Source organism: Lacticaseibacillus pantheris DSM 15945 = JCM 12539 = NBRC 106106, assembly GCF_001311175.1.
In the GTDB taxonomy this organism is placed as follows: domain Bacteria; phylum Bacillota; class Bacilli; order Lactobacillales; family Lactobacillaceae; genus Lacticaseibacillus; species Lacticaseibacillus pantheris.
The window spans coordinates 103,043-127,710 of sequence record NZ_BBAI01000001.1 but is presented as its reverse complement, the minus strand read 5'-3'; the positions used below and the strand labels follow the sequence as shown (position 1 = coordinate 127,710).

The 24,668-nt window shown below is 52.8% G+C and carries 16 protein-coding genes and 6 pseudogenes; 9 read left to right on the top strand and 13 right to left on the bottom strand.

Translation table 11 applies throughout. From position 1 onward, the window contains the following. Positions 1–12: 12 nt before the first annotated feature. The 6 genes and pseudogenes from JCM12539_RS00580 to JCM12539_RS00555 all read right to left on the bottom strand — a co-directional run bounded on the left by JCM12539_RS00580 (position 13) and on the right by JCM12539_RS00555 (position 8,693). A complete protein-coding gene (locus JCM12539_RS00580) occupies positions 13–1,377 on the bottom strand; it encodes a PTS sugar transporter subunit IIC (protein ID WP_054648429.1) in 1,365 nt (454 codons plus the stop codon). 689 nt (positions 1,378–2,066) lie between these two features. Then, positions 2,067–3,602, bottom strand: a complete 1,536-nt coding sequence (locus JCM12539_RS00575; RefSeq protein ID WP_054648427.1) for a hypothetical protein — start codon at positions 3,600–3,602, stop codon at positions 2,067–2,069. A gap of 159 nt (positions 3,603–3,761) precedes the next feature. Beyond that, entirely contained in the window at positions 3,762–4,565 is an 804-nt protein-coding gene (locus JCM12539_RS00570) for an ABC transporter ATP-binding protein (protein WP_054648425.1), read from the bottom strand. A gap of 685 nt (positions 4,566–5,250) precedes the next feature. Next, positions 5,251–6,284: pseudogene (locus tag JCM12539_RS00565) on the bottom strand (branched-chain amino acid aminotransferase). Between the two features lie 148 nt (positions 6,285–6,432). Beyond that, complete coding sequence (locus JCM12539_RS00560) at positions 6,433–7,527, bottom strand: PTS sugar transporter subunit IIC (RefSeq protein ID WP_054648423.1); 1,095 nt, start codon at positions 7,525–7,527, stop codon at positions 6,433–6,435. Positions 7,528–7,766: 239 nt separating this feature from the next. After that, entirely contained in the window at positions 7,767–8,693 is a 927-nt protein-coding gene (locus tag JCM12539_RS00555) for a ribose-phosphate diphosphokinase (protein WP_054648421.1), read from the bottom strand. 126 nt (positions 8,694–8,819) lie between these two features. Between JCM12539_RS00555 and JCM12539_RS00550 the strand changes: the two genes are divergently transcribed. From JCM12539_RS00550 to JCM12539_RS00535, 4 genes are all read left to right on the top strand, one after another. Then, positions 8,820–9,755, top strand: a complete 936-nt coding sequence (locus tag JCM12539_RS00550) for an alpha/beta hydrolase (protein WP_054648419.1) — start codon at positions 8,820–8,822, stop codon at positions 9,753–9,755. A 42-nt stretch (positions 9,756–9,797) separates the two neighbouring features. After that, on the top strand, positions 9,798–10,304 hold the full coding sequence (locus JCM12539_RS00545; protein WP_054648417.1) for a hypothetical protein: 507 nt from the start codon (positions 9,798–9,800) through the stop codon (positions 10,302–10,304). Then, positions 10,301–10,546, top strand: coding sequence for a CPBP family intramembrane glutamic endopeptidase (locus JCM12539_RS00540; RefSeq protein ID WP_054648415.1), 246 nt, complete (start codon positions 10,301–10,303; stop codon positions 10,544–10,546). The genes JCM12539_RS00545 and JCM12539_RS00540 overlap by 4 nt, the downstream gene beginning before the upstream one ends. A gap of 246 nt (positions 10,547–10,792) precedes the next feature. After that, the gene (locus JCM12539_RS00535; RefSeq protein WP_054648413.1) at positions 10,793–11,050 is read left to right on the top strand and encodes a hypothetical protein; all 258 of its coding nucleotides are present in this window, start codon (positions 10,793–10,795) and stop codon (positions 11,048–11,050) included. A 283-nt stretch (positions 11,051–11,333) separates the two neighbouring features. Here JCM12539_RS00535 and mnmG read toward each other — a convergent pair. From mnmG to rpmH, 7 genes and pseudogenes are all read right to left on the bottom strand, one after another. Further along, a pseudogene (mnmG, locus tag JCM12539_RS00530) lies at positions 11,334–13,234 on the bottom strand (tRNA uridine-5-carboxymethylaminomethyl(34) synthesis enzyme MnmG). Between the two features lie 15 nt (positions 13,235–13,249). Then, a pseudogene (gene mnmE, locus JCM12539_RS00525) lies at positions 13,250–14,638 on the bottom strand (tRNA uridine-5-carboxymethylaminomethyl(34) synthesis GTPase MnmE). A 192-nt stretch (positions 14,639–14,830) separates the two neighbouring features. After that, a complete protein-coding gene (gene jag, locus JCM12539_RS00520; RefSeq protein ID WP_054648411.1) occupies positions 14,831–15,424 on the bottom strand; it encodes an RNA-binding cell elongation regulator Jag/EloR in 594 nt (197 codons plus the stop codon). Next, complete coding sequence (locus tag JCM12539_RS00515) at positions 15,406–15,618, bottom strand: Jag N-terminal domain-containing protein (RefSeq protein ID WP_054648409.1); 213 nt, start codon at positions 15,616–15,618, stop codon at positions 15,406–15,408. Before JCM12539_RS00515 ends, jag begins: the two co-directional genes overlap by 19 nt. Positions 15,619–15,726: 108 nt before the next feature. After that, positions 15,727–16,517, bottom strand: a pseudogene (yidC, locus tag JCM12539_RS00510) (membrane protein insertase YidC). Between the two features lie 73 nt (positions 16,518–16,590). Continuing rightward, complete coding sequence (gene rnpA, locus JCM12539_RS00505; RefSeq protein ID WP_054648407.1) at positions 16,591–16,974, bottom strand: ribonuclease P protein component; 384 nt, start codon at positions 16,972–16,974, stop codon at positions 16,591–16,593. 216 nt (positions 16,975–17,190) lie between these two features. Beyond that, a complete protein-coding gene (gene rpmH, locus JCM12539_RS00500; protein WP_054648404.1) occupies positions 17,191–17,331 on the bottom strand; it encodes a 50S ribosomal protein L34 in 141 nt (46 codons plus the stop codon). 740 nt (positions 17,332–18,071) lie between these two features. Between rpmH and dnaA the strand changes: the two are divergent. From dnaA to gyrB, 5 genes and pseudogenes are all read left to right on the top strand, one after another. Then, positions 18,072–19,413: pseudogene (gene dnaA, locus JCM12539_RS00490) on the top strand (chromosomal replication initiator protein DnaA). A gap of 194 nt (positions 19,414–19,607) precedes the next feature. Next, positions 19,608–20,747, top strand: a complete 1,140-nt coding sequence (gene dnaN / locus JCM12539_RS00485) for a DNA polymerase III subunit beta (protein ID WP_054648400.1) — start codon at positions 19,608–19,610, stop codon at positions 20,745–20,747. A 434-nt stretch (positions 20,748–21,181) separates the two neighbouring features. Next, positions 21,182–21,397, top strand: a complete 216-nt coding sequence (gene yaaA / locus JCM12539_RS00480) for a S4 domain-containing protein YaaA (protein WP_054648398.1) — start codon at positions 21,182–21,184, stop codon at positions 21,395–21,397. A gap of 2 nt (positions 21,398–21,399) precedes the next feature. Further along, positions 21,400–22,524, top strand: a complete 1,125-nt coding sequence (recF, locus tag JCM12539_RS00475) for a DNA replication/repair protein RecF (protein WP_054648396.1) — start codon at positions 21,400–21,402, stop codon at positions 22,522–22,524. 57 nt (positions 22,525–22,581) lie between these two features. Further along, positions 22,582–24,539, top strand: a pseudogene (gyrB, locus tag JCM12539_RS00470) (DNA topoisomerase (ATP-hydrolyzing) subunit B). Positions 24,540–24,668 lie beyond the last annotated feature (129 nt).

Here is a 24,668-nt window from a genome sequence, read left to right as displayed (position 1 = left end):
TATGTGGTCCTCCTAATCAATGACTGCTTCTGGCTTCATGCGGTTGGCCGCCTTTACAAACGGCAGGTAAATCAGGAACCCAACGCACATGTTAAATACTTGCAAAATTGGTGCACGCCAGTCGAGTGTCCCCACTAACGCGTTCATGATTGGTGGCATTGACCATACAATCTGCGTCTTAATCGGGCTGACCCATCCGAGCTGCATCACGAAGTAAGCGATGGTCACCATCACCACCGGGGCCAGCAGGAACGGAATAAAGTAAATGGGGTCCAAAACGATTGGCAGACCAAACATCACGGGTTCATTAACGTTAAAGAATCCTGGAGCAATCGCCATCTTGGCAACAGCCCGCTGGTCATCACGCTTGGAGAACATCAGGATAGCAATCAGCAGTAACAACGTACTACCAGCGCCACCGATCCAAGCGTACAAATCAAAGGCGTTGCGGGTCCAGACGTATGGTAGCGCCTTGCCGGCATTGTAAGCCGCCATGTTGCTCAATTGTGCGGTCAGCCAAATACCATCAAGCACCGGTCCCAAAACGTTGGTGCCGTGGATACCGAAGAACCAGAACACCTGAACCAAAATCGTCAAAATCAGAACGGCGCCATAACCTTGGGACAGGTTCAGTAATGGTTCCTGAATAATCTTGGAAATCCATTCAATCACGGTTGTCGTACCCAACTTTGTAAACAGGTACGTAATAATCCCGGTAACGTACAGTGCCGCACTAGCGGGAATAATCCCGGTAAAGGCGTTGGCAATAGCCGGTGGCACGGAGTCTGGCATCGTGATGGTGATGTGCTTCTTCACCAGCCAGATGTAGATGGTCGCCGCGATACCGCCCATAATCATGACGGTAAAGAAACCGGCGGAACCGAAGTACGCGTTAAAGTTAAAGAAGCCCCAGCCGGATACGGTCTTACCCGCAACGGCTGCCCCAGCGGCGGTCAGTGTCTTGGCATCAGCAGCAGACAGCGCCTTGGTCAGCGTCAGGGTGTAGCTTTGTGGCAGGCACATCAGGAAAGTCCCGAGTGTGACAATCCCACCGGTGATTGGTTCCACTTTGTACTGCACGGCCAATTGGTAACCAAACGCAAAGGCGAAGATTAACCCCAGGACGGCCAGAGAACCGGTCCACACCTGCGCATTAATGCCAATCAGCCACTGCATGGAGTTCACAAACCCGGTCCAACCGAACCGGGTAGGAATGTCACGCACCAACGCGTTCAGCACGGACGCAACGGACCCGGCCATCGTGGCAGGCATGATGGCGATAAATGCGTCACGCAAGGCCACCAGCCACCGCACCGAGCCAATCTTCGCCGCGATGGGCACAATATGCTTATTCAACCAATTAATAAACGAATTCATAACAACAAGCCCACTTTCTCCTTGTACGGGTCGCGTACAGAATGTGTACGCAGCACCGCGAATAGAATTGCCTACAAAATCTCTACTGCGTCCCACGAGTGGCACGCGAATAATGAATCAACTGCGCACCCAATCCGGTTGACCACACGCTACCCATGACGCCTCCCTACGCGCATTATTGGTCTATACCGTATTGGTACATACCGATAATAGCGCTTTCATAAAGTCTGTCAACTTGGTACTTTCTCCTAACTACGGGTTTCAATGGGTATCCGCGTAATACAATCAGCCCACCGATAACTGTATCAAATGTGTATAGACCACGGATGCAGTGCTGACCTGCCAACTCACCAATAACTCATTTTTAACCAATAAAAAAATATTGTGCTGTTATTTCAATAAAGTGCCTCTGCATCCCCAATGTAAGGCATTCATCCCCAACATCGGCGACAAAACATGACTGAGTTCGGTTGGAGCGTACGGGCAGTTGGTCGGGATGGACGTTGGCTGACCTTGGTGCCCTAGCGGCTCCGGTTGCACGGGTGGTTTCTGCGACCGAAGCTACGTACCTCACGCTCATGCCCGTACCGGGCTACCGCGACTCCAACACAATCCGCCAAGATGAAACACAGCAAAAAAAGGAGCCCATTCAGCTCCCTTGCAATACATATTTTGTTAATCAAAGCCAATTAGTGATCGCTGTTATCAACGGCACGGACGTCAAAGTGGACGCCCAACTTCACACTGGCGGCCATGGACACGGCCGCAATCACTCCCAGGACCCCAACGACAAGCGGGGCCACCCAACCGTTCAGTATCACACCGACAACCACCACAATGGCATCCACAATCATTAGGCCAACACCCAGAAAGCCCGCCGCCATACCGCCCGTTTGGTTACGCGCATCAAACTCGCGTGCAAACGGTAGCACCTTTCCTGACATGGTCCGCCCAATTACCAGCAGTATTGCGTAGCTCATGATACTGGTGGCAACGCCGGTCGCCAGGCCTAATAGCCCGCCAAGTAGTGCCGCCACTACGCAGAATAGCAACATGAACGGCAAAAACATCCTGGCGCAAAGAACCTTGAGCGTAGCTAGCAATAGCAACCCGTCGTGGCGGAGCGGTACTCGCTGGAATAAGCGCATTGCCTGTGGTTGATCGGAAAACGCCAGGTTAAATACCGCCGTACCCATCGCAACGTTCAATACCAGCGGCCCGTAACCTACTCCGCGCCGTAGAACGCTCAACCAGTCAACGTTGTGGTTCTGACCAAAGCCCATGAACATGGCCACCACAATAATAATCATGTACGCAAACATGGGGTAAACTCGGAGTTTAAAATCACGCTGATTCCGTAACACCTTCCAACTAAATTCAAAGTAGCTTCGTTCTTCACGCGAACGTGTAAACAAGCTCCCGGTCAGGCGCATATACCAACCGTCTTTGCGTGGCTGGTCACTCGCAGTTTCCAGCTTGGCTAGGTAACGTTCAAAGTCGGCTGCTTTGCTACGGTAAACAACGAATAGCGCGGACGTACTGACAACCGCCAACAACGTCAGCACCCCCGCAACGGCTAACTCGTGCCCGGACAAAAGGATCGTGGGTCCGGCAAACCACGCCGGCACAATCAGGGCGTACACCCAATCGTTAACGTGCGCAAAACCTGCGTAGGTAGTGGCATCCAGCCGTGGAACAATCTGCCCCAGTGCGTAAATACCGATGACCATCGCAATTTGCACGAAGTTAAGTACGTTCTTGAGCCGTTCACCATCAAAGAATCGTAGCACCAACAAGTACACAAAGAGTGCCAACAACAAGGCAAACAGGCCCAGACCTACCGTACCCACCATCAAGCCGATGCAGACTAGCGGCCCCGCTTTGATGAACACAGATACCGCGGCCGGAATGCCCAACGCCACGACATTCATCGTCAAGTAATACCCGACAACCAAAATGCGAGCAACGCTGATGGTCTTCAAATCTACGCCCCGGGCGGCAAAGAGCGTCCGGTCACGCGGATCAAGCATAATTCCGGAATAGTTCGTCAACATCATCAGGAAAATCAGCACGAATAACGTCGTCATGAACACCACGGTACTCAACAACATCGGTACCGGTGAGTATAGCAACACCGCAAAGAACAGACCCACAATCAAATTAATGATGAAGGCGGCGCGCAGCGGATGTTGACCGGGATTTTTTTTGCCCCCGTCGAGCCGCATTGGTACTGCGGTCACGGTTGGTAACGGTAAATTTAGTGGCCATGATTAACCGTAACTGGCGGTAATTAACCCCATGGGCGGTTAATGGACGCTCAAAACAATCGAAAAAAACGTAGAACTTTGGGTAAAGTATCCTGGGCGGCGGTGGGTTGCTGACGCTTATTCCACGGGATTTTCAGCATCGCTAGTCCCTCCCGTCAGTACGTCCACAAATTCGCGCGCCTTTTCACCGTGCTCCGCGTAGCCAGTCAGGTCATTGAACAACTCCTGCAGATTGTTACTACCCTCCTGTTGCAACTCACTGAACGGCCCATCAGCAACGATTTGGCCCGCGTTTAGTAGCACGATCCGGTCGGACAATTTCTGCACCACGTCCATAATGTGGCTGGAGTAAAAGATGGTCTTGCCCCGATTACGCAACTCCCGCAAAATTTCTTCGACGAGCAACACTGCGTTGGCGTCTAGCCCGTTAAGCGGCTCATCCCAGAACAGGATGTCGGGATTATGAATGAGACTGGCAATAATGAGCACCAGTTGCCTCATCCCCTTTGAATAAGAGACGATACGTCGGTCAATAACATCCCCTAGTCCCACAATCCCAGCCAGTTGTTCCGCTCGCGTAGACGCTAATTCTGCGGTCATGCCGTATAGTTGCCCCACCAACTCGAGGTACTCCCGCGCAGAGAGGGCGTTAAAGACATCGGCACCTTCTGGCACGTACCCAATTCTGCGCTTATACTCACTGTCGCGGGTGCTCACCGGCTGACCAAACAGTTCCACGCTGCCGCCATCCGCCGTCAACAAACCAAGGATAATTTTCACCGTGGTACTTTTTCCGGCCCCGTTTGGACCAATGTAGCCCACAATGGTACCAGGGCTAACCGCAAAATTCACGTCGGTGAGAACTTCTTTGGACCCAAAGTGTTTCTGCAAATGTTTAAGTTCCAAGACATAATCTGCCATTTTTATCCCCCAACCAACCCACTTACCAACCAACAATCAATAACAGTTGTGCGGACGCATCCGCAATCTCGATGCCCACATTATACCTTGCGGGGCAGATGGATGACCACTAGAAGGTCCTTCTAGTGGCTGACTCTGGAAATCTTAGTGGCTCCCGCGGCTAAAGCTACGGGCCTAATGCTCACGCCCGTTCTAGGTCATAGCAATGTCAGCCATCCTAGCAAGGCACCATTGTGAGCAATCTTCTAGATATATCCAGTATTGTATCTACCGTTAAGGTTGCAAAGTCATCCGTCCAATTTTCGTGAACAGTCGTCTCTATCAAATGTTGTCTGTAGTGACCTAGCGGTGGAGGTTGTGGGCGTGGTGTCTGCGACGGCTGTATGCCCATAGTTCTGTTTGAATTATTGCCAGTAGCGCGTTAGCGCGTACTGACAGTTATGAATTACAGAATCAAAGCGGATAGACCGAGTGGTTTTCTCGGGCTAGCGGCTTCGCGGTAGCCCGGAACGGGCGTGAGCGTGAGGCTCACAGCTCCGGTCGCAGACGCCACGCCCACAACCGGAGCCGCTAGGCCACTACAGACAGCCAATAGAACAACTACAGTGACTGCGGAAACGCAAAACAAGGCGTGATTACGTCCAGATAACGTAATTACGCCTTGTTGATAAGCAACACGACTTTGCTAAGCTAGTGGCACATCCACGGCCCAGCCTTCGGGTCCTTTTTCATCGCCAAACTGAATGGCCGTCAGCCGGTTGTACAGCTTCGTGGTGTACGGGCCAACCTCGGTTTCGGAGTAGAACACGTGCTTGTGACCGTGGTGCGTGATGGAGCCAACGGGCGAAATAACGGCCGCGGTCCCCATGGCACCAGCCTCACTGAAGCGGTCCAGGTCGTAGACACTAATCGTGGTTTGTTCCGGCAGCAGGCCGAACTCCTTGGATAGTTCCAGCAACGAAAACTTAGTGATTGATGGCAGAATTGATGGTGACTTAGGGGTTTGGAAGCGGCCATCCTTGGTGATACCAAAGAAGTTCGCCCCACCCAGTTCCTCGATGTTTTCGTGTAACCGGGGGTCCAGGTACACGGCGTCGGAGTAACCACCTTTGTGCGCTAAATCGCCGGGCAACAGGCTGGAGCCATAGTTCCCAGCCACTTTGGCAGCACCAGTACCACCATGGGCGGCACGATCGTAATCACTGGTGACGTACGACGTCGGGGTCAACCCACCTGGGTAGTAGGCACCAACTGGGTGGCAAAGATTTCAAAGGTATATTCGTCAGCCGGGTGCACGCCCACCATGGGGGTGGTCCCAAAGTAGAACGGCCGCAGGTACAAAGTTGCGCCCGTTCCGTACGGCGGCACAAAGTCCTGGTTGGCCTTCACAACCTGCTTAACGGCATCGACAAACATTTCTTCGGGGATGTGTGGCATCTTCAAACGGTCAGCGGAGGTGTTAATCCGCTTGGCGTTCATATCGGGACGGAACACGTTCACGCCGCCGTCCTCACGCCGGTAAGCCTTCAAGCCTTCAAAGACTTCCTGACCATAATGGAAGGCCTGTGCCGCTTCGTTAACGGCCATGGACGAGTCTTCCTCCAGCCCACCCTGTGACCACTGTCCGTCCTTATAATAGGCCCGGTAACGATACGGTAAATCGTGATAACCAAAACCAAGTTTGTTCCAGTCAAAATCTGATGGTTGTGCTTTTGCCATGAGTATATCCTCCTATTGTCGTTAGGTTGCGCGACGATTGTGACGCTATCACCACAGTTCGCCCGGTACTACATATGTACACGACCCGGACGTATCCGAACCGCGATACTGATTAACTATAGTTGTACCACACTTTTTAAGAGTATGATTAGATTTCTGTAATTCTTAAATCATTTTCTTGGGTGCGCCCAGCCAATTTGAGGAACCGGTAGTACATCCACGAAAAGACTACGGGTACAATCACACCAAAGACGACGAGGATAATGATGCCCTTAGTACTATTTGCGGCTAGCCATAATGGCGCAATCAACGAGTTGAGGCCCAAGCCCGCGATGGCAAAAGGCACCTTCAGGCCAAACACCACCACCGCAAAGACGGAGCAAATGGCCGAAATAAGTAGTGGTCCAGCAGCTAGCACCGGATTTTTAAGTAGGTTACTAAATTGAATCTTCGGAGTCACCAGAGTTTGGGCGATGTTGGCCCCAATGGTGTTCTGGTTGTAGGACATCGCGGTGAAGGAAACGAACGCTACGGTCGTACCAATCAAAGCGGCCCCGGCCGACATTGGATCCAATTGAACGGCCACCGCCAAAGCCGCGGAACTGGCTGGCGTCATCAGGAACAGGAACCAGGCGGCAGAAACCAGTACGGCCCCGAGTACCGGACTAACCTGCATGGTAGCGGCGAGTTCGTCGCTCACCCAGTTCAAAGCAGGCGTGGTAACCGCAGCTAGGCCCAACCCCACAATGGAGCCCAAAAAGCTAACCGCAAACGGTACTAAAACCATATCCAAAGGTGTTTTACCAGTCAGCCACTTGCCCAAACATGCGGCAAAAACGGCGGTTAGTACCGCCGAAACGGGTTGACCAGAAGTGATCACCGTCGCGCCAGCCGCCTCGTTAGCCACCCAACCAGTCGCCGTAACGGCGTGGTGGATGGTGCTCGGGCTAAAGTAAACCGCGTTGGCACCGACCGTTGAAGCAATCATGGTGGCGCCAGTTACCAGGGTGGTGGTCCGAAGCATCATGGCTACGCAGACCCCCAAAGCGGGTGCGAGCAGCATTTGGCCCAGCGTTCCCGCCTTTGCCAATGCGTCCCAGTGGAAAGTGGTCCCCAACATGTTCAACAACAGGCCCATGCCCAAAATGGCCAAAATAGTGTTACCAATACCCTGTGATACGTCGTAAACCCAGTCTTTAATGGTCATCTCAGACTCCGGTTTCTTTGCAACTGCTGCTGCCATGAAAAAGCCCCCTTAGGCGTGCGCCACTGCGGACGCAAAATAGTATTTAGACACCGTTTGCCCCTATGTAAACTGCTACCGGTGTTCTATGAGGAATTATGATAACACGTTAATTTTTGATGTCAACTTTCTAATTCTATTATTAACTGATTATCGAGCTGGCGGTAGCAAAAAGAGCCGGCACACCAAGGTGTACGCGGCTCTAATTTTTTTTGAATATTTAATTGGTAAACGTTGGATTAATCGAACAATGGGTGAATTGATTCATTTTTACTAATCAACGTAATGGCCCGGCCAATTAAGTCACCCACGGAAATAACCACCATGTTGTCCAAGTGATCCTCTTCCGGAATGTCAATGGTATCCGTCACCACAATCTTCTTAAGGCCTAATGGTGCGAGTCGCTCACTGGCCCCCGCGGACAGCACGGCATGCGTGGCGCACGCGTAAATGTCCGTCACCCCGTTCGCGCGGAGTGCTTCCACTGACTCCGCAATACGGGAACCAGTATCAATCATGTCATCCACGATGATGGCCGTTTTACCCTCAACGTCACCAATCACACCGACGTTTTCGTCGCCAGGACGACTATCAACAATCGCCAACGGTGCGTCGAGGTGTTCCGCCATCTTGCGGGCTAGCTTGGTACCCGAATGGTCCGGCGCGATGGCCACCACGTTCTGGTTAACCCCACTCTCGACAAAGTAGTTAGCCAATAGCCCCAGAGCGTTGAGGTGATCAACCGGAATATCGAAGAATCCTTGCACCTGGTCGGCGTGCAGATCCACGGCAATCACGCGGGCGGCACCATCAAGTTCGAGCATGTTGGCGACTAACTTAGCCGTGATTGGTTCACGTGACCGGGCTTTCCGGTCGGCCCGAGCGTACCCATAGTACGGCACCACCACGTTAATTTGGTGTGCACTGGCACGACGTAGGGCGTCAATCATGATGAGCAGCGCCATCAAGTTCTCGTTGACCGGATCGGAAACGGATTGGATAACGTATACGTCAGCACCACGTACACTTTCTTCCAAATCAATTTGAATCTCACCATCCGCAAAGTGCTTAACGCTCGCACTAGACAACGGCACGCCCACTGACTGGGAAATCTTTTCAGCAAGTGGCTCGTTGCTGTTCAGCGCAAACAATTTTAGTTTTGACATAGTTCCTCCGCAAATCCGCTACTATTAACACAACAATTATACACGACTGACGTCCCCGTCACCACCGCCAACTAAGGTATAATGTGGATATCAGTCATCATCAGTGAAAGGACCGGCCATGGTGTTATGAAAACTCGAACAATTGTGGGGCTCAGCGTACCCTTGATTGCAACGGGTGCGCTTGCCGCGACGGCGGAACAGTTTTACCAGTTTGCCTTTAAGCGCATCGATTATATTCCTAATGCCGGCGCAACCATGTTAAAGTACGCGCCAGATTACTACAACGACGTTAACTGGGTGAAGATGCGCCCGGACCTCACCGTGTGGCACCAGCAGGCACCAGATGGTGAACGTCTCAGCGCACTTTGGGTACCCCGGCGTGGCAGCAACAAAGTCGTCGTGATTGGCCATGGTTACAAGGGTACCGGCATCACCATGAGTAACTATGCACGCATGTTCCACCAGATGGGCTTCAACGTATTAATGCCAGACGACCGTGGACACGGAGGCTCCGGTAGTGACTACATCAGCTTTGGTTGGCTAGACCGTCTGGATTATCTGCGCTGGATTGACCAGATCATCGCCCATATGGGGCAGAATGCCGCCATACTACTGTTCGGCACCAGTATGGGCGGCGCCACCGTCAGCCTCGTTAGTGGCGAAAAGCACTTGCAGCCACAGGTGAAGGCGGTCATCGAAGATTGCGGCTATTCCAGTCTGGACGGCGAGTTTGCCTACATCCTCAAAAACGTCTTCCACCTGCCACGCAGACCGATTGTGCCGTTGGCCAGCCTCATCAATTACCGGCGGCTAGGTTATTTCTTCAAAGCAGTGGACGTCTCCGGGGCTCTCAGGCGTAGCCGGTTGCCGTTACTTGTGATTCACGGGGCCGAGGACACTTACGTCCCGACGTTCATGGGTCGCGAAAACTTTGACGCAGCTGGCGGGCCCAAGCAACTATGGCTAGTTCCAGACGCCGGCCATGCGGAAAGTTACTGGGTCAACCCCGACCAGTACCAGAACCACATCGCCAGTTTTCTAGATACGCACTTCCGTTACTAATAATTTCCCGGGAAATATTCGTTCAACTTTAGGAGGCAAAAGATGCAAACCGCAAAATTTCGTTGGTCCTGGCACTGGTTAGGGCGACAAACGCTAGCAGTACTATTAATGGCAGTCTGCACCGTAGGCCTCTTTTTCTACCAAATGCCCATTCTTTTTGTCAGCCGTTGGCTACGGTCAGCCGTTGGGCCCGATACTGAGCTACGGCTAATCCACACCTACGACTGGTGGCTCGCACTACTCACCATTACGGCGGCCGCCATCCAAATGGTGATACTAATTTGGTTATATCGGCGCCAGTTACGGCGCAATAACCCGCTACAAATCCAGCGCCGTCGCTTTCACGTTGAGAGTCTATTCTTCCTGGTGACGATGTATGCCATCATTCTGTGCGCCAACGTGACTTACAACAGCCTCACCCACAACACGGCCGCCCACAATCAGCAGGTGATTACCTCCAGTTTCAGTTACATGCCCTGGACCTACTTTGTCATGATTGCAGTACTCGCACCAATCTGGAGGAACTCACCTTCCGCGGAATCTTCATGAACCTGTTCTGGCGACGCAACAACCGTTTGAATAACATCGCCGCTTGTGTCACCAGTGCCCTACTCTTCGCGTTCATGCACGAGCAGCACGCGTCCATTGCCTACCTGTTATACTTTTCACTTGGGTTGGTTTTAGCGGCCACCTATCGCTACCACCACGACATTCGTTACTCGATTGGCCTACACATGTTTAACAATGGTATCCCCGCCCTGTTCATGCTTATCCGTACATTCGTCAGCTAGTGGTTAAGCATCATCATCAGTTAATATTCACCATCGTGAATAAGCGCGCCACAGCAGGCTTGTGAAATACAGACAACGTGTGCATCCCAGACCCAACAAGGGCTGCCGCCGGTATGCTTTTTTTATATGCACAATCACAATGGGACTTATATTTGTAATATTTATAGTCCATTTTCTCTGTTATAATTTGCAGTGCGCATTAATACGGGCCAACCACCGCGGAGGACTGGCCATGGGAGGGGTACCATGATTGAACAAACAACTTTAACGAACCGTGTCGCCATTAACAGTAGTACTTTTATCACAATCTCTCCGCAACATACGTATAATCTTGAGGTGTGGGAGTACGCCGATGATGGTACTAAGTTACACCGAATGGGCCGCATGGATTACAAATTCCGTCGTGACACCTTTGCGGGCTTTTTATACCGCCTATTCCCGGATATTGACTTCATTAAAATCCACGCTTTACAAAAGCAGATTAATCCTTTTTTTCGATTTTGAAGTTTAAAGTATTTCCCGGGAAATAATACCCAACATAGGCTCCATTTGTAGAGAGCAAAAGAGTGTGGACCACAATGTGGTTAGCTCCCGAGCACTAACGTAATAATGCCGATATTCCCGAACTTAGGAATATCGGCATTATTGTGTTAGGCACAGGAGCTGCATTGTGGTCCACGTTTGTAGGCCGGCTTCTCACCATAACTCCGATCGGTCAGAAGCGGCCGGCGTCGATATGTGTCGTTTTATCGAGGCCGCTAATTATGAACGGCGCTTTTTTTGATCTCTACGCGTTTACGCGCTGTCCTTGCTCAATGTACACCGATAAAATGGCCAAATCGGCAGGGTTAACACCGCTAATTCGTCCGGCCTGCGCTAATGTCGCTGGCTCAACCTGGGTCAATTTCTGTCGCGCTTCGGTAGCCAATCCTGAAATTTGCTCGTAATCAACCCACGCCGGAATCTTCTTTGCTTCCTGACGCCGCAACTTGGCAATGCGCTGTTCGTCCTTTTGGATATACCCCTGATACTTTTCCTGTATTGCCACTTGCTCCAGAACCTGGTGGTCAAGGTCGGGCACCGTAATCAGCTCACGCAGAACGTCGTAGTCAACTTCTGGTCGCCGGAGGAATTCTGCCGCCGTCACGCTGTCCTTAAGTGGCGCAGACCCATGCGCCTCTAGCCAAGCATTAGCAATCGCCGGCTTAATCCGCACTTTGTTAACCCGTTCACGTTCCGCGTTAATGGCATCGCGCTTGGCACAAAAGTGGGCGTAAGCGTCTGCCTTGACCAAACCCAAATCATGGCCCTTATCCGTTAAGCGCAAATCAGCGTTATCGTGCCGTAAAATCAACCGGTACTCTGCCCGACTCGTCAACAGACGGTACGGTTCGTTAGTACCTTTGGTCACCAAGTCGTCAATCATCACGCCAATATAGGCCTCATCACGCCCCAAAATAAACGGTTCGCGTCCTTGTACGCGTAACGCTGCGTTAATGCCGGCCATCAAACCCTGACCCGCAGCCTCCTCGTAGCCACTCGTTCCGTTCATCTGGCCTGCAGTAAACAGGTTCTGCACGCGCTTCGTCTCCAGGTTTGCCCGCAACTGCCATGGCTCAATGATGTCGTACTCAATTGCATAACCAGGGCGCATCAAGCGCGCGTTCTGGAGCCCGGCGACACTGTGAAGCATTTGTAGCTGAACTTCTTCCGGCATGGACGTAGAAAAATCGCCGACGTAGTACTCGTCAGTATCCCGGCCCTCGGGCTCCAAGAATAGCTGGTGGCGCGGCTTGTCGGCAAAGCGGACCACTTTGTCCTCAATTGACGGGCAGTAACGGGGGCCCACACCCTCAATCACTCCCGAGAACATCGGGGCCCGATCGAGATTATCGCGAATAATTTGGTGGGTCTGCGCGTTGGTGTAGGTCATCCAGCATGATAACTGGTCCTTGAGGTAAACGGAGTCGGGCGTACTAAAGCTAAAGTGGTGCGGCTCCTTGTCACCGGGCTGCTCCTCCGTCTGGTCGAAGTCGATGGTGTTGCCATCTACGCGGGGTGGTGTACCAGTCTTAAACCGACGCAGCTTGAAGCCTAATTCCTCCAAGTTTTCTGACAGGTGGATGCTAGGCAACGAGTTGTTGGGACCGCTACTGTACATAAGCTCACCAATAATGATCTTGCCCCGGGAACTGGTGCCCGCCGTCAGCACGACGGCCTGCGCGCGGTACCGGGCACCCGTCGAGGTAACGATGCCCTTGCAGACGCCGTCCTCCACGATGAGGCGCTCAGCCAGCCCCTGGCGCAGAGTCAGGTGAGGTGTCTGCTCAATAGTATGCTTCATCGAACGGTGGTAAGCAGCTTTGTCCGCCTGCGCGCGCAAAGCGCGTACGGCTGGGCCCTTACCCGTATTTAGCATGCGCATCTGGATGTAGGTCTTGTCGATGTTGTGCCCCATCTCTCCACCTAACGCGTCAATTTCCCGGACGACTACACCTTGGCAGGGCCCCCAACCGACGGGTTGCACGGCATAAATGCCAGCATGTCCAGATTGAGCGTCACCAGGAGGGTTTCTTGCCCCATCCGTGCTGCGGCTAAAGCCGCTTCACAACCGGCATGGCCGGCGCCCACCACGATTACGTCGTAGGTGGCCGCATCAAATTCTCTTACTGCTTTTGGTTCAGTCAAAATTAAATCCTCCCGCTACTTACCTAAGCAAAACTGGCTAAATAAGGTCGTTATCAGTTCATCTGGTGCAGCATCCCCAGTAATTTCACCGAGGTGGTCCCACGCATCCGTAAGGTCCATCTGCACCATGTCCAGTGGCATGTCGTTGTCCAGCCCGCTGATTACGTCACGCAACGATTGCCGCGCCTGACGCAATAATCCCGCTTGGCGTGCATTGGTGACCATCACGTCCGCCTGCCGGTTGGCGATTCCGCCCATAAACATTGAGCTAATCCGGTCGGCCAGGGCGTCCATGCCCGCCGTCGTCACCACCGAGGTGCCCAATACATCAGCTTCCTCAGTCCACGGAGCCAAAGTTGTGGCGTCAAACGCAGTTGGCAGGTCCTGTTTGTTCAACAGAATAATACGGTGCTGTGCCTGTGTGGTGGTCAGCAATTCACGGTCTTCGTCCGTGAGCGGCTGGCTGGCATCCAGGACTAGGAGTACCAGGTCCGCGGCGGCCAAAGCGGCACGGGAACGCTCCACCCCGATTTTTTTCAACTTTGTCATCCGTTTCGTGGATGCCCGCGGTATCAACCAAACGTAGCGGTACCCCACGTACGTTCACGTACTCCTCAAGCACATCCCGCGTCGTCCCCGCCACGTCGGTCACAATGGCCTTATCTTCGTGTAATAGGTAGTTCAGTAGCTGCTCTTACCAACGTTCGGGCGACCCACAATTGCGGTGGCCAACCCGTCACGCATAATCTGGCCCTCGGTGGCGGTTTGTAGCAACTGGTCGATGTCCTTAATCACCATTTCGGCGCACTGGCGCATGGCGTTGGCCGTCATCTGGTCCGTGTCGTACTCGGGGTAGTCAATATTGACCTCTTCCTGGGCGAGTACGTCCAGCACCTTTTGCCTGGTTGCGCGAATTTCGGTTTCCAGTCCGCCTGCGACCTGATGTTCGGCGACGTCCATCGCCCGGTCGGTTTTGGCGCGAATAATATCCATCACACCCTCGGCCTGGGTTAGGTCAATCCGCCCGTTCAGGAAAGCTCGCTTGGTGAATTCACCGGGTTCGGCCATGCGGGGGCCCGTCCCCACGACCAGTTGCAAAACGCGGTTGGTGGCCAAGATGCCACCGTGCGTGTTAATCTCCACTACGTCTTCACACGTGTAGGTTTTAGGTGCGCGCATCACGCTGACCATTACCTCATCAACCACGGCGTGCGTGTCAGGATCGACGATGTGACCGTAGTTAATGGTGTTCGTCGCCACCTGCGTCAAGTCGTGCCCACGAAACAGGGCGTTGACGGTGGTAACCGCTTCGTTACCCGACACACGGATGATGGCAATTGCGCCCTCGCCAGGTGGCGTGGCAATAGCAGCGATGGTATCAAAGGCAGTAACATTCTGACTCATAATAACCCTCCCAATACTTGTACAGCGTAACGAGAACAAAAAAAAGCGCCCACCACCCCCATGACTTTGGGGGTGACTAAGCACTTTGACTGCCTCGTCACTTGGCGGAGTCCCGACGAGCGCGGCCCCTACCAATACGTTTTATTTTCTGTCGTTAAATATACTCAATTCGGCCGGCGGTGTCAAAAAGGACTACCGACGCGGTGACACAATCACGGAGCGCTCGTCCCCGCGGCCCTCAGAGCGCGTGTCCACGTGCGGGTTATCACCCAGCGCTTGGTGGATCACTTTGCGTTCAAAGGCGGGCATTGGGTCCAGATAAACCGGCCTCCCTGTCGAAACCACCTCCAGCGCCGTCCGTGCCGCCAATCGTTGCAAAGTTGCGCGGCGCCGCTCGCGGTAATCGCCCACATCCAGGGTAATGATCCACTTACCGCGACTTTGCCGATCGTAGACCGTCTGCGCCAAAAACTGGAGGGAGTTAATCGTCCGACCATGGCGCCCAATCAACGCGGCCTCGTGGTCACTGGACAAATGGAAGACCACGCCACCATGCACCTTCGTGGACTGCACGGTAACCTGCATACCCATATCGGTCCCGACCGCCTGTAGCATTGCACTAATCACGTTGACGGCAGCCTGATTGGCGGCCGCGTGCTTACTAACGGGTGCTTCCGTTGCAGTCGCCGCCGCCTCGTTCATCACCAATTCTTGCTCATCGCGATGACTGGTACTGGCCGGCGCATCATCGGTACGCGCCGCCGACTCTACCGCAGCGGTATGCACCAGGCCGCCGTGGGTGCTGGCGTTACCGGATCCACCCGCGTAAGTTCAACGATGGCAGGATGCGCGCCCAGGCCAAAGAAGCCGGCTTTGCCTTCCTGAATTACCCGTACCTGCACTTGCTCGCGTGTGACCCCCATGGTGAGGATACCCGTATCAATGGCGGATGCGATATTTTTGCCTTCAAACTGCGGCATAATGTCCTCCCAAAAGTAACGTTAACCAACACAACTAATCTAATACCAACGGGGCCGGTGACAACATTCGCCCCGGCCCCGACCAATAACTTCAAAATTTACGTGGCGCTACTTGTGACCCAGGGCGCGTTTGCGTGCCTTGCGCAACGCCCGCTGACGTTCCTTTTCCGCATTGGCCTTTGCTTCACGTTCACGGGCCAACTTGAATGGATTCTGAATGATAAACGTTTGTACCAGCGAGAACGCGTTGGTGACCACCCAGTAGATGGACACGGCACTAGGCAGGCTGAGCGCATGATGAAGATAAAGATTGGCATCACGGCCACCATTGCCCAGTTCATACCCGTCCGCACTGGTTGTGCCATCATGGATACCCAACTGGTTAGACCGGTAAAGACGGCTGCCAGAATGGCCATGATGTACAACGGGTCGGGGCTCCCGAGTGACATCCAGAGGAAGCTCCCCACTTTGAGGGCCTGAGTCCGGAAGATTGCCTGGTACAAAGCAAAAAGGAACGGCATTTGGACCAGCATTGGTAGACAACCCATCACGGGGTTCACGCCGGCCTCCGCATACAGCTTCTGGGTTTCATCACGGAGTTTTTCCTGGGTCTCAGGATCCTTCGAGCTGTACTTTTTCTGCAGGGCCTTCATTTGTGGCGCAATTTCGCTCTGCTTGGTCATGTTCTTCGTTGAAATGTAGGACAGTGGGAAAATCAGAATACGAATAATCAACGTAAAGGCGATAATCCCGACACCACTGTTGCCACCGAACAGCTTGGCCAGCCACAGAATGAACTGGGCCGCGTTGTAGATGACGTACCGATCCCAAAAACCGGTACTATGACTCGTTACCGGGCTAGTTGAACAGCCCGCCAGAACTAACACCAAGCCGAGCATGGCCACTACGGCGATGATGCGTTTTGTCTGTTTTCTCACGTGAATTTCCCCCACTATAATATAAGTATTGAAATTATTTGGTGGTGCTATGTGCCGGTGTGTCTAACGCCGTTTGGGGCAACATACCTGCTAATACAAAGGCGTGAATCAAATTACGTTTAGTGCCCGCCATGTCGAGGTGGGCCGCACCCTTGCGCGCAATAATCAGGAAGTCGACCTGATCGGGCAACTGCCCCTTCAGCTCCAGCAAGGTTTGGCGGACGTACCGTTTAATTTGGTTACGCAGGACGGCCCGATGTCCTACCTTCTTACCAACCGAGATACCCACGGTAATGCTTGGCATCAGGCGTTCGATATGATAAATGACAAAGTTGCGGTTGGCCACGGACTGACCATGGTCAAACACATCCTGAAATTCGTCTTCCTTTTTGATGCGGTACGACTTGCGTACACCCATAGGTCCATACCTCCTGTAGCCAATCAACCTGCCAACAGTATACCAGTCACAGCTAGCTTCCAACAATGCTTACCGCAAGTTGACCGACTTTTTTTTAAAGCGCAGTGCCCTGCTCAACCAACTCCGCATACCATATAAAAATAGGGGCCAGGACACTTACGTCCCCGGTCCCTATTATCAGTACTATTCTGCGGAGCAAATGCCCCAACGAAAGCCTTAAGCCGTTAACTTCTTGCGACCCTTAGCACGGCGACGCGCCAAAACATGGCGGCCGTTCTTAGTACTCATACGCTTCATGAAGCCGTGAACGCGTGCACGGTGACGCTTCTTTGGCTGGAATGTACGTTTAGTAGTCATCAGGGCACCTCCTCGCGTGAACTTTTTATGTTCAGTGCAAATTACAAACTCAAACAAGATAGTATTATACGTGTCCGTCATGGTGCCGTCAAGTATTTTGACTTGAAAACTACCACTGACTTGTTAATAGACCAGCACGGGTTTCTGTAAATATCCCCAAGCAACCGGGTCCAACCAGTACCAAACGACTCAAGCACGTGCAACTTATCAACAGGTTTACGGAATTGCTTTGTCCACCAACCGGCGCGTGCATTGGCTGTGGATAATTCAAAGTCGTTGTTCCTGTTGATCAACTTATACCACATTTGTCAACAATTGCCCCGGGAATGCACAGGGTGTTTAAAGATTATCCACCGTTCCGGCATTGCCTGTGGATTAACCCCGCAAGCGCTGATTTACCAGCCTTGGTTTTCCACAGGCCCCTGGTGAATAAGCTGCTGTCTCCGATGAGTTATCCAGTTATCCCCAAGAAACAGAGATGATTATCCACAGCTTGGTGCATATGTGCTTGCTCGTGCCGGTGGATTGTGTGGACGATTTATTTTTGTGCTTCTCATCTGCTACCTGTGGAAAACTCCTTACGAAACTGCTAAAATATACCAGTCAGCACCAATATCCGACCGGCGTCGTGTTCCATTGACCCACTGCCGTTTTTTTACGGCGATACAGTCCCGATATACGGGCAATTACACATAGTATGCCGTAATCAGCATATAAATACATGAAGAGGGGGAGCTGCCGTGGCCGCACTGGATGAATTATGGTCTTATATTGAAGAACAATTCCATAAAACGATGACACCCATGAGCTACACAACGTGGATTGAACAGGCCACTCCACGTAGCCTTGAGAACAACGTTTTTGAAGTTCAGGTTAACGACTCGCTACACAAGGAGTACTGGGACAAAAACCTGGTCACTAAGGTGATTGAGTTTGCGTACGCTTATAACGGTATCGAAATTAATCCGCACATCTCCATCCGCTCCGATCAGGACCAGGACCCAGTCGTTAGCGCCAGCGAGGCCGCGGTTCGTGCAGAAATCCCGCGTGGTGACGACCGTTTGAATAGCCGCTACACCTTTGAAAACTTCATTATTGGTAAGGGCAACCAGATGGCCCATGCCGCTGCACTGGCCGTGTCGGAAGATCCAGGAACCCTGTATAACCCACTGTTTCTCTACGGGGGCGTGGGTTTAGGTAAAACCCACTTGATGCAGGCTATCGGTCACCAGATGCTGGCGACCAACCCGGACATCCTTATTAAGTACGTCACTAGTGAAGATTTCACCAATGACTTCATCAACTCCATTCGTAATAATGACGGCGAACGCTTCCGCAACGAGTACCGCAACGTTGACCTATTAATGGTCGATGACGTGCAATTCTTCGACGCCAAGGTCGGAACGCAGGAAGAGTTCTTCCACACGTTCAACGCCCTCTTTGATAAGAAGAAGCAAATCGTCCTGACGAGCGACCGGCTCCCCAACGAAATTCCCACACTGGAAGAGCGGCTCAGTTCGCGCTTTAAGTGGGGGCTATCGGTCGACATTAACCCGCCTGACCTCGAAACCAGGATTGCCATTCTCCGTAGCAAAGCCGACAACGAAAATATTTCCGCTCCGGATGACGCACTCACGTACATCGCTGGTCAGGTTGATAGCAACGTCCGTGAGCTGGAGGGTGCGTTGCTACGCGTTAAAGCCTTTGCGGCCCTTAAACATGCGGCCATCACTAGCAGTTTAGCCGCCGACGCGTTAAAGAGTCTGACCGTCGCGAAGAAGGACAACGGCCTGTCGATCCGGCAAATTCAGGATTCCGTTGCGCGCTACTACCAGGTGGAGGTATCCGACCTACTCGGCCGTAAGCGCGTTAAACAGATTGTGATGCCCCGTCAAATTGCCATGTACCTCGCGCGTGAAATGACCGACAGTTCGTTACCTAAAATCGGCAAGGAATTTGGCGGTAAGGACCACACAACCGTGATTCACGCGTACGAAAAAAATTGAGACCATGCTGAAGACGGATAAGGACCTCAAGAACGAGGTAGCTGATATTCGCAACCAGCTGAAAAATCGTGGTTAACCACAAGGCTGTGGACAAGGAGCGAGTTTAGGCCGAAGTTATCCACATGTGTATACACAAGCAAATTGCCGGCAATATTAGCACCACCGTCCATTTGCACAGCATTCACAGCACCTACTGCTTTTACTACTTTTTTTACTTAATAATATATATATATACGCTGCACGCTACCCGGGCACTAGGGAGGATTGAACATGAAATTCACCATCAACCGCAACAGCTTCATCCGAACGTTTAATGACGTTAGTCGCGCTATTAGTACCAAAACAACCATTCCCGTTTTGACGGGTCTCAAGTTAGTCGCTGAAAGTAACGCGTTAATTCTCACCGGTTCTGACGCCGATATTTCCATTGAATCAACCATCAGCGCCGATGATGAGGACAACGAACTGGCCGTTACTGAACCAGGAGCCATCATCTTGCCAGCTAAATTCTTTGGCGAAATCATCAAGCGCTTGCCGGAAAGCACCATGACGGTCAGTCAGAGTGGGGATTCACTGCAAACAACCATCACTAGTGGTGCCAGCGAATTTACCATTAACGGTTTGGAAGCAGCGACCTACCCACAACTACCAACGATTACAGCGGCACAATCATTGAACCTGCCAGCAGACATTCTGCACCAAGTGATTGCCCAAACGGTCATTGCCGTATCCACGCAGGAAAGCCGGCCGATTCTGACCGGGGTGCACGTGACCATCAGCAACAACCAGCTACTCGCGGTTGCGACCGATTCGCACCGTCTAGCTCAACGTAAAATTGAGTTGGACGGGGAAGTGAGTGATGCGGACTTCGTCATTCCCGGCCGGAGCTTGAATGAACTGGGGCGGATGTTAGCCGACGACGTGAAGACCGTGGAACTACGGATCGCCGAAAATCAGGTGCTCTTCAGCTTTGACCACACGGCCTTCTTCTCCCGGCTGCTGGACGGCAACTATCCGGACACGTCCCGACTCATCCCAACGAGTGCCAACACCACGGTTGAGTTTGATGCACCGGCACTTTTGTCAGCCATCAACCGGGCCAGCCTGTTGTCACACGAAAGTCGCAACAACGTCGTGCGGCTAGCCCTCAGTGTTGCTGACCAGACGGCCACACTGTTTGGTAACTCACCTGAAGTTGGTAACGTGGAGGAACAGCTATCGTTCACCAACCTGCAGGGGGAGGATATCGAAATTTCCTTTAACCCTGACTACATGAAGGTTGCCCTCCAGGGTGTGGGTCAAAGTACCATTGAGGTTGCGTTTACCGCGCCACTCCGACCGTTCACGTTGGTGCCGAGCGAAGATCATGATCACTATGTACAACTGATTACGCCGGTCCGGACCTTCTAAAACAATTTATCAGCTTAATTATCACACGCGACGGTCGCACTTTTAGTGTTGATCGTCGCGTTTTTGATTGGGGCAAAGGGGATAATAGCCCGTCCCCGTGCCCGTCCGTTTGGTCGGAAAAATACGAATGGGGGGTACTCGGTTACTCGTGAAAATTAGTAGTGAAAATAACGTGGGTTCCAGTAAATAGCCGGTACTGGCGTGACACCCTGAAAAATACGCTGGCAAACGCAAATCGCCCTAAAATTCGTTCTCAGGCGTTTTAGGGGGCTGTCGATACCGTATACCATACAAAGTTAATGCGCGATAGCGGCCGTTATATGCCCGGTTTAAGTTGTATACCGTAATGAAAAACGATATACTATATAAGTAAGAAAAACACGATTGCGGCAACTAAGGGCGCTAATGGCCCGTGCTTAAGGGAGTGAAAATGAATGCAGACAATTACAATCAATACGCCGTACGTTACCTTGGGGCAAATGCTCAAAGAGGCGGGAATTATTAGTACTGGCGGCGCGGCCAAGTGGTTCTTAGCTGAAAACACCGTTCAGGTTAACGGTGAGGACGAGAGTCGTCGTGGCCGTAAATTAACCCCTGGCGACACCGTAACTTTGCCTGATGGCGCCATTTTCACCATTGCACAAGCCTAAAGATGTACTTGCAACACCTCACCCTGCGTGATTATCGCAATTACCAGTCAGTCGACACGGACTTTTCGCCGCAAATCAACGTCCTGATTGGGGCCAACGCCCAGGGTAAAACCAATTTGCTGGAGAGCGTGTACGCCCTGGCACTCGCGCGGAGTCACCGGACCAACAACGACCGGGACCTCATCCGTTTTGGCAGTGAATTTGCCCGCGTCGACGGCACCGTTGTCCGGTCAACCGGACCGGTTAAGCTCGGCCTGGTTGTCAGTAAGCAGGGGAAGCGTGCGCGTATTAACGGCCGCGACGCTCCCCGGTTGTCGCAGTACTTGGGTAAACTCAACGTCATCCTCTTTGCTCCTGAAGACCTGAACCTGGTCAAAGGTAGCCCCGCGCTCCGGCGTCGGTTTATCGATATGGAGTTTGGGCAGATGAGCGCGAAGTACCTATACAACCTCGCCCAGTACAAAGTGACGCTGAAACAGCGTAACGCGTACCTCAAGCAACTGAAGTACGGACAGGCGCGGGATACCGTCTACCTGGACGTGTTGACCGAACAACTAGCGCAGTTCGGTGCGGCGGTGGCCGTGGCTCGCGCCGAACTACTAGCTAACATGGGTCAGTTTGCTGGCGTTATCCACCACGACATTACGCGTGGTGGGGAGGAGTTACAGCTGCGGTACGAGACGCAGATTGACGATCAAGCGTTACAGAGCGAAGAAGCCACCACCAAGGATCTACTGGCGCAGTACCAGCAAGCGCGGTCCCGAGAACTCGATCAGGGCACCACGCTGGTGGGACCGCACCGCGACGATATTGAGTTTATCGTCAATGATCGGAACGTAGCGGTTTATGGTAGTCAGGGGCAGCAGCGTACCGCAGCTTTGGCGGTTAAATTAGCTGAAATTGACCTAATGAAGCAGGAGACTGGTGAGTACCCGGTGCTATTACTGGATGATGTCTTGTCGGAACTAGATGATTCACGGCAAACGCACCTGTTGAAAGCCATTCAGGATAAGGTCCAAACATTTTTAACGACCACGAGTCTGGACGGTATTGCCCGGGAAATAATTCAGGCACCCAACGTTTTACGGGTCCAAGCGGGCACCCTCGAAGCCGCTGGTAACGATTAGATACGCGGCATAATTAATTTAAGGCGCAGCAATGTAACGTACTAGGGAGGAATCATAGTGAGCGACAAGGATATTGAGCAGGAAACCAAGGCCGAGCAGGCAGCGGAATATGACGCAAGCCAAATTCAGGTGCTTGACGGTCTGGAGGCCGTTCGTAAGCGTCCTGGGATGTACATTGGCTCCACGAGCAGCCAGGGTTTACACCATCTGGTCTGGGAAATTATTGATAACGGGATTGATGAAGCACTTGCCGGCTTTGCGACCACGATTGACATTACCGTTGAGCCGGATAACTCGGTCACGGTTGTTGACGATGGCCGTGGTATTCCCGTAGACATCGAGAAGAAGACCGGGAAGCCCGCTCTGGAAACTGTTTATACGGTCCTGCACGCCGGTGGTAAATTCGGCGGCGGCGGGTACAAGGTTTCTGGTGGGCTGCACGGGGTGGGTGCGTCCGTCGTGAACGCCCTGTCGACCCACGTGGAAGTTGAGGTCACCCGTGGCGGTAAGCGCTATGGTATCTCCTTCAAGCGCGGCCGGGTGGATAAGCCAATGTATGTAGTTGGTGATGCGCCCGCGGGTGAGCACGGGACCAAGGTCCACTTTGCTCCGGACCCGGATATCTTCACTGAGACTACCGTTTACGACGACAAAGTATTGGTACGGCGTATTCGCGAACTGGCCTTCCTGAACAAGGGATTGCGGTTAACGTTTACGGATAAGCGTGCGGATACCGCCGAGAAGAAGGAATTCCTGTACGAGGGTGGTATTCGCCACTACGTTGAGTATCTGGATGAGGCCACGAAACGCTGTTGCCCGAGCCAATTTACGTTGAGGGTTCACAGAACGGGATTACGGTTGAAGTGTCGTTGCAGTACACGGATGACTTTAAGACGACGCTCCTCACCTTTGCGAACAACATCCACACCATTGAAGGTGGGACACATGAGTCCGGCTTCAAGGCGGCCCTGACGCGGGTAGTGAACAATTACGCGCGTAAGAGTGGCGTGTTGAAGGAGAGCGATGACGCTCTGGGCGGGGATGATGTCCGCGAAGGGTTGACCGCCGTCGTGTCGATTAAGCACCCGGACCCGCAGTTTGAGGGTCAAACCAAAACTAAGTTGGGTAACTCGGACGCCCGGACGGTCACGGACCGGATGTTCTATGATCACTTCACCAAGTACTTGATGGAGCACCCTACTGAAGCGCGGATGATTGTCGATAAGGCGATGTTAGCCAGCAAGGCCCGGTTAGCGGCAAAGCGGGCGCGGGAAGTTACGCGGCGGAAGAGTGGACTGGAAATTTCGAGCCTACCCGGTAAGTTGGCGGACAACTCCAGCAAGGATCCAGAAATTTCCGAACTGTTTATCGTCGAGGGTGATTCCGCCGGGGGCTCCGCTAAGAGTGGTCGGAGCCGGTTGACGCAGGCCATTTTGCCAATTCGCGGTAAGATTTTGAACGTGGAAAAGGCCAGCATGGAGCGAATTTTAGCGAACGAGGAAATTCGGACGTTATTTACGGCCATGGGGACCGGCTTTGGCGAGGAATTCGACGTGTCCAAGGCGCGGTACCACAAGCTGATTATCATGACGGATGCCGATGTTGACGGGGCGCACATTCGGACGCTGCTATTGACGTTGATTTACCGTTACTTACGGCCGATTTTGGACGCGGGGTACGTGTACATTGCGCAGCCGCCGTTGTACCGGGTACGGCAAGGCAAGATGATGCGGTATATCGATACTGATGAGGAGTTGGATGACGTGTTGGGGCAGTTGCCGCCATCACCGAAGCCAGAGATTCAGCGGTACAAAGGTCTGGGGGAAATGGACGCTTCGCAGTTGTGGGAGACGACGATGGACCCAGAGCGGCGCCGGTTACTGCGGGTATCCGCAGAGGACGCGGCGGATGCAGAAGAGGTTTTTGAAGTGCTGATGGGCGACAAGGTGGAGCCACGGCGGCAGTTTATTGAGGATAATGCGGTTTATGTGGATGCGAAGAATATTGATGCGTAGAGAGAGCGGAGCAGGCCGTTTAGAAGACAGAGCATAAGTAGCTCTAACCGAAAGGCCCGGTTTTGGCCTTTTGGTTAGAGTTGCTTATGCGGCGTCTTCTGGCCTGCGCAGCTCGTTTCCATACGCACG